This window comes from Nakamurella aerolata (genome assembly GCF_013002705.1).
Classification (GTDB): domain Bacteria; phylum Actinomycetota; class Actinomycetes; order Mycobacteriales; family Nakamurellaceae; genus Nakamurella; species Nakamurella aerolata.
This window is the reverse complement of record NZ_JABEND010000002.1, coordinates 449,916-463,494: the sequence shown is the minus strand read 5'-3', so window position 1 is coordinate 463,494 and position 13,579 is coordinate 449,916. Positions and strand designations below refer to the sequence as shown.

Sequence of the window (13,579 nt, the reverse complement as noted above, 5' to 3'; positions counted from 1 at the left end):
CGGCAACCGGACGCCCGGGACGCTCAGCGGCGCGGTGCTGCGCCCGGTCGCGCTGGTGCGGCAACCTCGGCTGCGCCCCGTGCTGTGACTGGCCGGCGACTGTCGCCGGTGCCGGTCGGTGCGGCGTCGGCCCGTGCCCCGCAAGGCGGGGCTGGACCGGGCGCACCGGCAGCGGCCGTTGCGGGACGGGCCGCTGCGCAGCCGGTCGCTGCGGGACGGGTCGCTGCGGAACAGCTCGTTGCCCGGTGGCGTGCGGCGGGACAGCATGCTCGACCGGACCGACCGGCACCGGTGAAACAGGCTGCGGAAGAACCTGTTTCACGCGCTGCGGCGCGGCACCGGCCGACCGGTTCAACGATGCGGCGTTCTGGCCGTCGCCACCGACCCGGTCGGCGTGCCGGGTCAGCCAGCCCTGCTTGTTCATGGTGACGAACGCGTACAGCTTGATCGGCAGGGCGACCATGATGACCACCAGCGCCGTCACCGGCAGCAGGAAGATCTCCAGCGGATGCCGGCGCAGATGCGACGCCCCGCGGATACCCCGGCCCAGCAGCACCCAGCCGACCGTCATGCCGATGCTGAGCATGGTGCCGTCGATGCGGCTGAAAGCGATGTATCCCAAGGTGATTGCCATGGTGACCGGCGTCAACAAGATCTGCAGCACGGTCACCTTGGTGACGAACGGAACCCGCCACAGCCAGCCCTTGTAGACGGCGGTCAGATAGCACCGATAACTGTTGCGCGACCAGCGCACCCGTTGCTTGACGAACGCCCGGAAGCTGGCCGGGAACATCGACAATGCTTTGGCCGAAGACTGGTGCACCGTCTTGTAGCCGGAGGCGATCACCAGCCAGGTGAGCCGCCCGTCGTCCCCGGAGACGCACCGCCTGCCGAGGAAGAACTCGTTCTCCAGATTGTCGAGCACCGGCAGCACCACGCTGCGGCGGTAGACGCCGGTACGGCCGGAGACACAAGCCACCGCACCGGCTCTGCCCATCGCGGGGACGTAGTCGTAGTAACGCAGGTTGACCAGCCAGTCGGCGATCCGCCGCCAGATGCTGGTGTTGCGCTCGTAGACGTTCTGCTGCGTCGAGCAGGCACCGACCTGCGGATCGGCGAACGGCATCTGTACGTTCTGCAACAGCTCCGGCTCCCACTGGGTGTCGGAGTCGGTCAGCACCAACAGTTCTCCGCGCGCGGCTCTGATGCCGACGCCGAGCGCCGAGCGTTTGCCCGCGTGCCGGAACATGATCGGGCGGACCCGTGGATCGTTGAGCTGCTGAATGGCCTGCAGTGCCTCGGTATCGGCGACGTCGAGAACGATGATGACCTCAGAGGGGTTCTGCGCCAGCCAGGTACCGAGGCAACGCATCAGGATCGGCACGTCTTCATGGAACGAGGGCACCACAACAGACGTGCTGGTCCGGAAGCTGGTGACGATCGGCTTGGCCCGCCTCGACAGGATGAACCGGTAGAGCCAGAGTGCCCACACCACAATGCCGGCCACCGCGATCGGGAACCACCGCCACACGGAGTGCCAGTCGATGTCGCTGAAGCTGAAGTTCGAGATGGCTTCGCCGATGCCGCTGCGGAACGAATGCTCCATCAACGCCGGCATCGCGTTCGGGGTGTCCATCGCTGCCGAACCGTCCTTTCGGTGTCAGAGTCGGCGACGGCCGAAGCTGAACCGCCCGGGCGCCGGCACCGACGGTGATCACGGATGGTGTCCCCCGCGCAGCCCGGTTCTCCCCGGGCATGCACCGTTGGTGGTACTGCCACTGACGCAGCGTCACTGGATCCGGTTCCGATATTTCCGCTCCAGCTCGTTCCGGCACGGAACGGATCGCGAGACGGCCACGTCGGTGTGATTGATGAAAACCTTCGAGTCGCCCCGCCGAGCCGTACTCGCGGCCCTCGCGGCCGCCGTGATCGGGGCCGGCGGGTGCGCGGTGCCGGACAGCGCGGTGCCGGACAGCGCAGCGCCCGCGCCCGCAGCGGCCGGCGGTGCCGGCCAAGCGGTTACCGGGGCCGACCGTGCCGCCGCGGCGACTACCGGGGCCGACCCCGCTGCCCCGGCGACAGCGGCTACCGGGGCCGACCCTGCTGCCCCGGCGACAGCCGCGGCCGCGTCCACCCCGTCGGGAAAGGCAACCGGCGACGCCGGCCGGACCGCTTCCGCTGCCAGGTCGGCCGGCGCGGCCACCTTGGCCCCGGCATCCGGGCCACCCACCGCTGCAACGTCAGCGCGAACATCGCGCGTCGACGGCACTCAGCCGCCCAAGCCCGTCCCGGCACTCAGCAAGGAGCAAGCCCGCGGCGCCGGCGCCGAGGCCGCCCGGCTGCTGACCGCCGCCGCCCCCGGGCTGGCCGGAACCGGCTGGATTCCGTGCGGCGGCCACGATGCGCCGTACCGTTCCGGCGCCGAGCTCATCGTCCGCGACCCCAAGGGTGGCGCCACCCAGCGCGGGCTGGTCGCCGGCTACCGCGACTGCTATTACTTCGAGAACCCGCAGAACGCTGCCGTGCTGACCCTTTCGGTGCTCGAGTACCAGGACGTCGCATCGGCCAGCACCGCGGTGTCGGCCCTCGACGCCAAGCGGCGCCAGAAACTGACCGACGTCCGATCGTTCGCCATCGGCGCCAGCCGCAGTTTCGGTGGCGCCGCACGGGCTTTCGAGGTTGATCCGCGCTTTTACCTGTCAACGATCAGGCGGCAGGACCGGCTGGTGCTGGTGCTGGACCACTCCACGTCGATCGTGGACTCCCCCGACGGCGGGGCCGGCCCACCCACCGTGCGGGTGCTCGCCGGACTGCAGCAGCGGGTGAGCCGCGCACTGACCGGTTTCCGCCCGACCCCGCCGGGAAGCCTGGCGACGCTCAACCCAGATCCCACCAAGCTGGCCGCCCACACCATTGCGGCCGGGCCCGGCGGCGCCCGCTACCCCGGCGGCAAGCTCGGCGCCTTCCCGGCCGCCGCCGCACCGGCGCTCACCATCGACGACGCGACCAGCCCTGAGGAGCAGAAACTGATCCACAAGGCAGAGGTGGACACCATTGCGCTCGGCGGCGCCCGGGTGTACCGCACCGTGCACCCGGCGGCCGCCGTCTCGCTGCGCGAAGGCCTCTACCGGCTCGCCTACGAGCAGAAAACCATTGCCGGCCAACGCATCGCGGTGAAGGCACCGACCAAGGACACCGTGTGCTTCGCGGCCACCAGCAGCTCGGTCGATCCGACCGATGTGCCGGCCACCACCTACGTCTGTGCCGGCAACGTGGGCCGCTACGCCTTCCTGTTCACCGCGAGAGCACTGGTGGCACCGAAACCGGACGTCAACAAGATGGTGATCGGGCCGGTGCGCAAGCAGGCCGAGCTGCTGGCCAAGCTCGGCTGAGACTCCCCGGCCGGTTCAGTGCGCTGCGGCGGTGCCCGGCACCGCTCGCACGTCCACCAGATGATGGGCCAGGTCGTGCAGCAGATACTGTCCGAGGGTGAGCACGGTGAACTCTGATCCGTTGCTGCGCAGACCTTTTCGCCCCCAGGCTCGGTCCGGCACGCCCCGGTACGCGACCGCGAGGGATTCGGCTGCCGAGCGAATGTCGCCGGCCACCACCAGCGGATCCTGCTCGGCGTAACGGGACTGCTCCGCGGTGGCGTCCTGGTCCCAGTTGGTGAACCGGGCGTCGTCCTCGGTGAGCAGCTGCCGCAACCGCACCGCGAAAATCTGGCAAACGTCGCGGATGTGCGCGCCGTACTCCAGCGGAGACCACACCTGTGGGTCCGGCCGGTCCGCGACGTCCCGGCGCCGCAGCACCTGCTGCCATGGCTCGGTCAGCCGCAGCACCGCATCGCCGATGTCGCCGGCCGGCACAGCGCCGGCGTCGAAACCGCACTCCGGGCAGCTGCGCTCGATGGTCCAGGTCCAGTCTTTGGTGTCGGCCACGATCAGCACCCTACTGAGCTCGGCACCCACGGATCGGGGCGAGCCGGGCTGCGCGGCCGATCAGTCGGAGTTGTCGAGCCCGATGGCGATGAGATCGGCGGTGTGGCCGTGGTTCCAGGCAAAGCGCATGGTGGTGACGTGCGGGCCGGTGTCCCAGGCCGCGAGGCAGGTGGCGGCGCGGTGCACACCGCACACCAGGGTCAGCAGTTCGCCGGGGCGGGCGGCCCTGGCGATGACGACGGTGCCGTCGGCGAAGCAGATCCGGGCGGTCCCGTGCGCTGGGGCGGGCTGCACCGCGCGCAGCGGCACCCGGCGGTGGGCGAGCACCCGCAGCCGCATGCCGATGGCGAAGCTGTGTGCCCTGGCCTGCTCGGCCGCAACGGCGGCGAAACGTTCGGCAAGCTCAGCGATGTCGGCCGGATCCCACTGGGCAGGGGCGTCGCCGGCCGGTGCTGGACGGGCGGGGTGCGTTGACCGCGCGGGACGCACAACCGTCGCCGACGCCCGAGTCTTCTTCGGCGCTGCCGGCGGACGCCGGTCGTGAAGCAGCCGCACCGCGTGCGCCGCTGTCGCCGCGACGGCGATAACCATGGCCACCAGCAGGCACAGCATCACCCACTGCATCGGATGAGTGTGCGCCCATTTCCGTGGCATTGCCAGGGGTTTGCCACGCTCCGGGGCCGCCGGCCACTGCGCGGGAAGGGCCGTTGCCGAGTTCAGGAACGCTGGGAAATCAGGATGTTCTCGACGCTGCCGGCGGTGATCGGTCCACGCGTCCAGTCTCCGTAGCTGCGCTCGATGCTGAAACCGGCCGCTTCCACAGTGCTCTTGAGACGGGCCAGCGGGCGGAAGATCAACGTCTCGTCCGGGCTGGTTCGGCTGGAGCCGGCGTACTCCGTGACGGAGCGGTGCGTCTCGATGACCGCGCCGGTGGCGTCCTCGTCAACGTCGACAAGCTCGTGCCAGGTGGTGAAGTCACCGCCGTCGGGGTGTGGGACGGTGCGCAGCGAGTGCTCAGGAACCCAGCGCTCCCAGGCCCGAGCGCCGACATTGCGGCTCTCGAAGGCCAGCCTGCCACCGGGGCGCAAGGCGTGGTAGGCGTTGCGGAGCACCTCGGCCCACGCCTGGTCGGTGATGAAGTACTGCGCGACGTGGCCTGTCATGATCGCCAGATCGGCGATGCCCTCCCCCACATCGCCGGCATACCCGTGGATCCAGGTGACCCGGTCGCCGCCCGGCCGGTTCCGGGCAACGTCGAGCATCGCCTGCGCAGGGTCGACCCCGGTGACGCGATAGCCGGCCTCGGCGAGGTCGACGCCGAGCGCCCCGGTGCCGCATCCGATGTCAAGGACGGCGAAGTCGCCCGCGCTGTCCTGGCTGAGTTCGCCGGCGAGGTCGAGGTAGAACTCGAAATCGCTGCGCCCGCTGTTCTCCAGGTCGTACGTGCGCGCCGCCACCGGGTTCTCGTATCCGCTCTCCGTCACGCGGCCGAGGCTAACGAGACCGGTTGCGCGGTACTACCGAATATCTGCGGTGCCGTAGCTGCACCGCCCGAAGTGTGTACCCGAGCTGCCCACAGTGACGCGAATCCGGCCCGTAGCCAGGAATCTGGCGCACTGGAGGCAGCTCAGGTCGAAACTGCGACCGGCTCAACGGCGGCGCTGCCGCAGGGTGACGGGTGGCCGCGTCTCTGCAGCCGCTGCTGCCCGGCAAGCCTGCGCAGCCGGGCAGGCGCGGCGAAGCCAAGCGGCGCCCGCCACCCGCAGGCGGCGCCGACGAGCACAGCGGATAGCAAAAGGCCGGTCCCCCAACGAATGTCGGGGAACCGGCCTTTCACGTCAGTGCGGCATCAGGGCCACTACGAGCTCATGGTCAGCGGTAGTCGCGGCCCAGGTCGTAGTCGTCCAGCGGCACCGCGGCACCGGTGGCGGCACCACCGAAGTCGCCGGAGTAGTAACCGTCGTCGAAGCTGGGCAGCGCATAAGCGGCGGCCCGCGCCTCCTCGGTCGGCTGCACCTGGATGTCGCGGTACTTGGCCAAGCCGGTACCGGCCGGGATCAGCTTGCCGATGATCACGTTCTCCTTCAGGCCGACCAGCTTGTCGCTGCGCCCGTTGATCGCGGCATCGGTGAGCACCCTGGTGGTCTCCTGGAAGGAGGCCGCCGACAGCCACGACTCGGTGGCCAGCGACGCCTTGGTGATGCCCATCAGCACCGGACGGCCGGCGGCCGCCTCGCCGCCCTCGGCCATCACCCGACGGTTGGTCGCCTCGAACTCACCGCGCTCGATCACCGCGCCCGGCAGGAACTCGGTCGAGCCGGAGTCGATGACGGTCACCCGGCGCAGCATCTGCCGGACGATCACCTCGATGTGCTTGTCGTGGATGGATTCGCCCTGGCTCTGGTACACCTTCTGCACCTCGCGCACCAGGTGCAGCTGCACCTGGCGGGCACCCATCACCCGCAGCACCTCGTGCGGGTCTGCGGTGCCTTCCAGCAGCTGCTGACCCACCTCGACGTGATCGTTGTCGGCCAGCAGTCGCTCGGAGCCGTCCACCGCGATGGTGGCCAGCCGCTGGGTCTTCGGCAGCTTGTCGTAGACAACCTCCTCGCTGCCGTCGTCCGGGACGATGGTGATCTTCAGGAACTTGTCGGAGTCGTCGATGCGCACCCGTCCGGCGGCGTCGGCGATCGGCGCGCGGCCCTTGGGCACGCGAGCCTCGAACAGCTCCGTCACACGCGGCAGACCCTGGGTGATGTCCATCGAGCCGGAGGCGGCACCGGTGTGGAAGGTACGCATGGTCAGCTGGGTACCGGGCTCACCGATCGACTGCGCCGCGACGATGCCGACGGCCTCGCCGACGTCGACAAGGTTGCCGGTGGCCAGGCTGCGTCCGTAGCAGACGGCGCAGGTGCCGATGGCAGCCTCGCAGGTCAGCACCGAGCGGACCTTCACCGAGGTCACCCCGGCGTCGACCATCTCGGTGATGTGCTCGGCCCTGATGTCCTCGCCGGCCGACAACAGCACCTCACCCTTGCGCGGTCCCTTGACGGCGACAACGTCGGCGGCCAGCACCCGCGCCTCGATCGAGGTGTCGGCGTGCTCGTGCACCGCAACGGTGCCGTCGGCGTAGGTCTCGGTGATCGGCAGCTCGATGCCACGCTCGGTGCCGCAGTCGGCTTCCCGAACGATGACGTCCTGGCTGACGTCCACCAGACGACGGGTCAGGTAACCCGACTCGGCGGTCCGCAACGCGGTGTCCGCCAAGCCCTTTCGCGCGGAGTGGGTGTTGATGAAGTACTCGAGCACCGACAGTCCCTCGCGGAACGACGACCGGATCGGGCGCGGGATCTGCTCGCCACGCGAGTTGGCGACAACGCCCTTCATACCGGCCAGCGACCGCAGCTGGATCAGGTTCACCGACGCGCCGGAGGCCCGCAGCCGGGCGACCGGGTTGTCGTCGGGGTACGCGTCCGGCAGGGCCTGCTCGATCGCCTTGGTGGCGTTCTCCCAGATCCGGACCAGATCGGCGTTGCGCTCGTTGCGGGACAGGTTGCCGCGCTGGTAGGCCTTCTCCACCTTGGTGGCCTCGGCCTCGTGCTGGGCGAGGATCTCCTCCTTGTTCGGGGGGATCACCACGTCGTTGATCGCCACCGTCATGCCCGAGCGGGTGGCCCAGTAGAAACCGGCCTCCTTGAGCTTGTCGAGGGTCTGCGCGACCAGGCTCATCGGGTAGTGCTCGGCGAGATCGTTGACGATCGCCGCCTGCTTCTTCTTCGGCATCTCTTCGTTGACGAAGGGGTAGCCGTCGGGCAGCAGCTCGTTGAACAGCACCCGGCCGAGGGTGGTCTGCGCCACCCAGGACCGCGGAGCCTGGCCGTCCTCGGAGACCTCAACGGTGTCGTTGGCGCCGGGGGTGACCCCGGTGAGCCTGACCTTGATCGGCGAGCGCAGGTCGATCTGACCGGCGTCGCGGGCCATGATCGCCTCGGCCGCCGACGAGTACACGTTGCCGGCACCCTTGCCGTCGGCGTCCAGCCCGCACAGGTAGTACAGGCCGGTGATCAGGTCGAGCGACGGCATCGCCAGCGGGCGGCCGGACGCCGGGGACAGGATGTTGTTGCTGGACAGCATCAGCACCCTTGCCTCAGCCTGCGCCTCCACCGACAGCGGCAGGTGCACGGCCATCTGGTCGCCGTCGAAGTCGGCGTTGAACGCCGCACACACCAGCGGGTGCAGCTGGATGGCCTTGCCCTCGACCAGCTGCGGCTCGAACGCCTGGATACCCAACCGGTGCAGGGTCGGTGCCCGGTTCAGCAGCACCGGGTGCGCCCCGATGACCTCCTCGAGCACGTCCCACACCTGGGGGCGCTGGCGCTCAACCATCCGCTTGGCCGACTTGATGTTCTGGGCGTGGCCGAGGTCGACCAGCCGCTTCATCACGAACGGCTTGAACAGCTCGAGCGCCATCAGCTTCGGCAGGCCGGCCTGGTGCAGCTTCAGCTGCGGGCCGACGACGATCACCGATCGGCCGGAGTAGTCGACGCGCTTGCCGAGCAGGTTCTGGCGGAACCGGCCCTGCTTGCCCTTGAGCAGATCCGACAGCGACTTCAGCGGACGGTTGCCCGGTCCGGTGACCGGGCGGCCGCGGCGGCCGTTGTCGAACAGTGCGTCGACGGCCTCCTGCAGCATCCGCTTCTCGTTGTTGACGATGATCTCGGGCGCGCCGAGATCCATCAGTCGCTTCAACCGGTTGTTGCGGTTGATCACCCTGCGGTACAGGTCGTTCAGGTCGCTGGTGGCGAACCGGCCGCCGTCCAGCTGCACCATCGGGCGGATCTCCGGCGGGATCACCGGAACGCAGTCGAGCACCATGCCGAGCGGCGAGTTGCCGGTGGCCTGGAACGCGGCCACCACCTTGAGCCGCTTGATGGCGCGGATCTTCCGCTGGCCCTTGCCGTTGGCGATGATGTCGCGCAGCTTCTCGACCTCGGCGTCGACGTCGAAGTCGGCGATCACCTTCTGCAGCGCCTCGGCGCCCATACCGCCGGTGAAGTAGTCGCCGAAGCGCTCCTCCAGCTCGCGGTACAGCAGCTCGTCGACGATCAGCTCGCCGACCTTGAGCTTCTTGAAGGCGTCGAGCACCTCGTCAAGGCGGTCCAGCTTGCGCTGCGCCGCGTCCCTGATCTGACGCTGCTCGCGCTCGCCACCGTCGCGCACCTTGCGGCGGGCGTCGGACTTGGCGCCCTCGGCCTCAAGTGCGGCCAGGTCGGTCTCCAGCTTCTTGGCCCGAGCGTCGAGGTCGTTGTCGCGCTGGGTCTCGATGTTCTTCCGCTCGACGCCGATCTCCGCCTCGATGGTGGGCAGGTCGTCGTGCCGCTGCGCCTCGTCGACCGAGGTGATCAGGTAGGCGGCGAAGTAGATGATCTTCTCGAGATCCTTGGGTGCCAGGTCGAGCAGGTAGCCCAGCCGGCTCGGCACGCCCTTGAAGTACCAGATGTGGGTGACCGGGGCGGCCAGCTCGATGTGGCCCATCCGCTCGCGCCGCACCTTGGCACGGGTCACCTCGACGCCGCAGCGCTCACAGATGATGCCCTTGAACCGCACCCGCTTGTACTTGCCGCAGGCGCATTCCCAGTCGCGGGTCGGGCCGAAGATCTTCTCGCAGAAGAGCCCGTCCTTCTCCGGCTTCAGGGTTCGGTAGTTGATGGTTTCCGGCTTCTTGACCTCGCCGTGACTCCAAGCCCGGATGTCGTCGGCGGTGGCCAGGCCGATTCGCAAGTCGTCGAAAAAGTTGACGTCCAGCACGTGTGTTACGTCCCTTGCTATGAGAAATGGTGTCCGGTCACGCATCCGCAATGTCCGGACGGAGGAGTCGGGTGGTGCCGCGCCGCGAAGCGCGGCACCACCGTTGTCTAGTTGTTCGGCTCCGCAGCCGCTCAGTTGACGAGGTCGTCGACGCTGGCCGACTCGTTGCGGGACAGGTTGATGCCGAGGTTCGCGGCGGCCCGCTCCAGGTCGTCGTCGTCGCTGTCACGCATCTCGATGGCGACGCCGTCGCTGGAGAGCACCTCGACGTTCAGGCACAGCGCCTGCAGCTCCTTGAGCAGCACCTTGAACGACTCGGGGATGCCGGGCTCTGGGATGTTCTCGCCCTTGACGACGGCCTCGTAGACCTTGACCCGGCCGACGATGTCGTCGCTCTTGATGGTCAAGAGCTCCTGCAGCGTGTAGGCCGCGCCGTAGGCCTGCATGGCCCAGCACTCCATCTCGCCGAACCGCTGGCCACCGAACTGCGCCTTACCGCCCAGCGGCTGCTGGGTGATCATCGAGTACGGGCCGGTGGACCTGGCGTGGATCTTGTCGTCGACCAGGTGGTTCAGCTTCAGCATGTACATGTAGCCAACCGCGACCGGGTACGGGAAGGGCTCGCCGGAGCGCCCGTCGAACAGCTGCGCCTTGCCCTCGACGTCGACCATCCGGTCACCGTCGCGGTTGGGCCGCGCCGATTCCAGCAGGCCGGCGATCTCGGACTCGGTGGCGCCGTCGAACACCGGGCTCGCGGTGCGGGTGAACGGCTCGGCCTCGCGCGCCGAGATGTTCTCGGCCCACTCCGGCTCGCCGACGATCTCCCAGCCCTGCGCGGCGACCCACCCGAGGTGGGTCTCCAGGATCTGGCCGATGTTCATCCGGCGCGGCACACCGTGCGGGTTCAGCACGATGTCGACCGGGGTGCCGTCCGGCAGGAACGGCATGTCCTCCACCGGCAGGATCTTGCCGATGACGCCCTTGTTGCCGTGCCGGCCGGCGAGTTTGTCGCCGTCCTGGATCTTGCGCTTCTGGGCCACGTACACCCTGACCAGCTCGTTGACGCCGGCGGGCAGCTCGGCATCGTCCTCGTCGCGGGTGAACACCCGGACGCCGATCACCTTGCCGGTCTCGCCGTGCGGCACCTTCAGGGAGGTGTCGCGGACCTCGCGGGCCTTCTCACCGAAGATCGCGCGCAGCAGCCGCTCCTCAGGGGTCAGCTCGGTCTCGCCCTTCGGGGTGACCTTGCCGACCAGGATGTCGCCGTCCTGCACCTCGGCACCGATCCGGACGATGCCACGCTCGTCGAGATCGGCGAGGACCTCTTCGGAGACGTTCGGGATGTCCCTGGTGATCTCCTCGGAGCCCAGCTTGGTGTCGCGGGCGTCGATCTCGTGCTCTTCGATGTGGATCGAGGTCATCACGTCGTCCTGCACCACGCGCTGGGACAGGATGATGGCGTCCTCGAAGTTGTGGCCCTCCCACGGCATGAAGGCGACCAGCAGGTTGCGGCCGAGCGCCATCTCGCCGCCCTCGGTGCAGGGACCGTCGGCGATGACCTGGCCGGAGTGCACCCGGTCACCCTCGGCCACGATCGGCCGCTGGTTGATCGAGGTGCCCTGGTTGGACCTGACGAACTTCTGCAGCCGGTAGGTCTTGTGGCTGCCCTCGTCGCTCATCACCGAGACGAAGTCGGCGGTGACCTCCTCGACGACGCCGTCGACGTCGGCGAGCACCACGTCACCGGCGTCCACCGCGGCCCGCAGCTCCATGCCGGTGCCGACCAGCGGGGATTCGCTGCGCACCAGCGGAACGCTCTGCCGCTGCATGTTGGCGCCCATCAGCGCCCGGTTGGCCTCGTCGTGCTCGAGGAACGGGATCATCGCGGTGGCCACCGAGACGGTCTGCCGCGGGCTGACGTCCATGTAGTCGACGTCGGCCGGGGTGACCTGGTCGACCTCGCCGCCCTTGCGGCGGGCCAGCACAACGCCCTCGGAGAACGCACCGTCGGCACCCAGCTTGGCGTTGGCCTGGGCGATGACGTGGCGGTCTTCCTCGTCGGCGGTCAGGTAGTCGATCTGGTCGGTGACCTTGCCGTCCTCGACCTTGCGGTACGGCGTCTCGATGAAGCCGAACGGGTTGACCCGCGCGAAGGTGGCGAGCGAGCCGATCAGGCCGATGTTCGGGCCCTCAGGGGTCTCGATCGGGCACATCCGGCCGTAGTGGCTGGAGTGCACGTCGCGCACCTCGAGGCTGGCCCGGTCGCGGGACAGACCGCCGGGGCCGAGCGCCGAGAGTCGCCGCTTGTGGGTGAGCCCGTCCAGCGGGTTGGTCTGCTGCATGAACTGCGAGAGCTGGCTGGTGCCGAAGAACTCGCGGATGCTGGCGACCACCGGACGGATGTTGATCAGGGTCTGCGGCGTGATCGCCTCGACGTCCTGGGTCGTCATCCGTTCGCGGACCACCCGCTCCATGCGGGAAAGACCGACCCTGACCTGGTTCTGGATCAGCTCACCCACGGTGCGCAGCCGGCGGTTGCCGAAGTGGTCGATGTCGTCCACCTCGACCGGCAGCTCCTGGCCGCGGACGGTCCAGGTCTCCTGGCCGTCGTGCAGCCGCAGCAGGTACTCGATGACGGCCACCAGGTCGTCCTCGGTGAGGGTGCCGACGGTGGTCGGCTCGTTCAGGCCGAGCTTCTTGTTCAGCTTGTACCGGCCGACCTTGGCCAGGTCGTAGCGCTTGTCGCGGAAGAACAGGTTCTGCAGCAGGTTCTCGGCGGACTCGCGGGTCGGCGGCTCGCCGGGACGCAGCTTGCGGTAGATGTCGAGCAGGGCTTCGTCCTGCCCGGCGATGTGATCCTTCTCCAGGGTGGACAACAGCACCTCGGACCAGCCGAACTTCTCGCGGATCCGAGCCTCGTCCCAGCCCAGCGCCTTCAGCAGCACGGTGACCGGCTGCCGACGCTTGCGGTCGATCCGGACGCCGATGGTGTCGCGCTTGTCGATGTCCAGCTCGAGCCAGGCACCGCGGGACGGGATCACCTTGACGGCGAAGACCTCTTTGCCCGCGGTCTTGTCGAGGTTGCGCTCGAAGTAGACACCTGGCGAGCGCACCAGCTGGGACACCACGACACGGTCGGTGCCGTTGATGATGAAGGTGCCCTTGGACGTCATCATCGGGAAGTCGCCCATGAACACGGTCTGCGACTTGATCTCGCCGGTTTCGGCGTTCATGAACTCGGCGGTGACGAACAGCGGAGCCGAGTAGGTCATGTCTTTCTCGCGGCAGTCCGCCTCGGTGGCCTTGACCTCGTCGAACCACGGGTCGGAGAAGCTCAGCGAGAGGTTGCCGGAGAAATCTTCGATGGGGGAAATCTCGGCCAGGATCTCGTCCAGGCCGGAGGCCACCTCGCCGTCCTGCTTGGCCCGCCAGTCCGGGTGGCCGATCAGCCACTGGAACGAATCGGTCTGCAGGTCCAACAGGTTCGGAACCTCAAGGGGCTCACGAAGTTTGGCGAACGACACCCGCTTAGTGTTGGGGGCCGGATCGGTGGACTGGGTGGTCTTCTTGACTGGGGTGCTGACTGCCAAGGTGCGTCCTTCCAAGGACCGGGGCTGCCGGATGTAGTTGTGCTCTGTATCCCGCGTCAGCTCTTCCGTAGCCGCTCGCAGCACTGGCAGACACCACCTCGGCGCAGTTGACGGCGATCAGGCTGGGGAGCCTGGCGCCGCGCACGGATCGGCATCGATCTGCGGGCTGCTGGTGGCGTTCCGGACGGTCTGTGAGCGCTGGACGGAAGGAGGGTCGGCGGAGGACAGCGCAACCTAAGA

Annotated in this window: 6 protein-coding genes and 1 pseudogene; 1 reads left to right on the top strand and 6 read right to left on the bottom strand. The window is 68.6% G+C overall.

The annotated features are described in order from the left end of the window. Positions 1-343: 343 nt before the first annotated feature. A pseudogene (locus HKD39_RS05315) lies at positions 344-1,606 on the bottom strand (glycosyltransferase); the annotation flags it as partial. 265 nt (positions 1,607-1,871) lie between these two features. Here HKD39_RS05315 and HKD39_RS05310 point away from each other — a divergent pair. After that, positions 1,872-3,392, top strand: a complete 1,521-nt coding sequence (locus tag HKD39_RS05310; RefSeq protein ID WP_171198755.1) for a hypothetical protein — start codon at positions 1,872-1,874, stop codon at positions 3,390-3,392. 15 nt (positions 3,393-3,407) lie between these two features. On the opposite strand, the gene HKD39_RS05305 is transcribed toward HKD39_RS05310, so the two are convergent. The 5 genes from HKD39_RS05305 to rpoB form a co-directional block, all read right to left on the bottom strand. Continuing rightward, positions 3,408-3,950 carry a DinB family protein gene (locus HKD39_RS05305; RefSeq protein ID WP_171198754.1) on the bottom strand — a complete coding sequence of 181 codons (543 nt, stop codon included), beginning with the start codon at positions 3,948-3,950 and terminating at the stop codon, positions 3,408-3,410. A 51-nt stretch (positions 3,951-4,001) separates the two neighbouring features. Continuing rightward, on the bottom strand, positions 4,002-4,565 hold the full coding sequence (locus HKD39_RS05300; protein ID WP_171198753.1) for a hypothetical protein: 564 nt from the start codon (positions 4,563-4,565) through the stop codon (positions 4,002-4,004). A gap of 92 nt (positions 4,566-4,657) precedes the next feature. Then, positions 4,658-5,425: a methyltransferase domain-containing protein gene (locus HKD39_RS05295; RefSeq protein ID WP_171198752.1), complete on the bottom strand. Its 768-nt coding sequence runs from the start codon at positions 5,423-5,425 to the stop codon at positions 4,658-4,660. 388 nt (positions 5,426-5,813) lie between these two features. Further along, positions 5,814-9,749: a DNA-directed RNA polymerase subunit beta' gene (locus tag HKD39_RS05290; protein WP_171198751.1), complete on the bottom strand. Its 3,936-nt coding sequence runs from the start codon at positions 9,747-9,749 to the stop codon at positions 5,814-5,816. Between the two features lie 131 nt (positions 9,750-9,880). After that, on the bottom strand, positions 9,881-13,339 hold the full coding sequence (gene rpoB / locus HKD39_RS05285) for a DNA-directed RNA polymerase subunit beta (RefSeq protein ID WP_171198750.1): 3,459 nt from the start codon (positions 13,337-13,339) through the stop codon (positions 9,881-9,883). Positions 13,340-13,579: the final 240 nt, after the last annotated feature.

Bases quoted from the DNA above. Each gene is read 5' to 3' on its own strand.
- HKD39_RS05300 (WP_171198753.1), bottom strand. From the start codon at position 4,565: ATGCAGTGGGTGATGCTGTGCCTGCTGGTGGCCATGGTTATCGCCGTC.
- HKD39_RS05310 (WP_171198755.1), top strand. From the start codon at position 1,872: ATGAAAACCTTCGAGTCGCCCCGCCGAGCCGTACTCGCGGCCCTCGCG.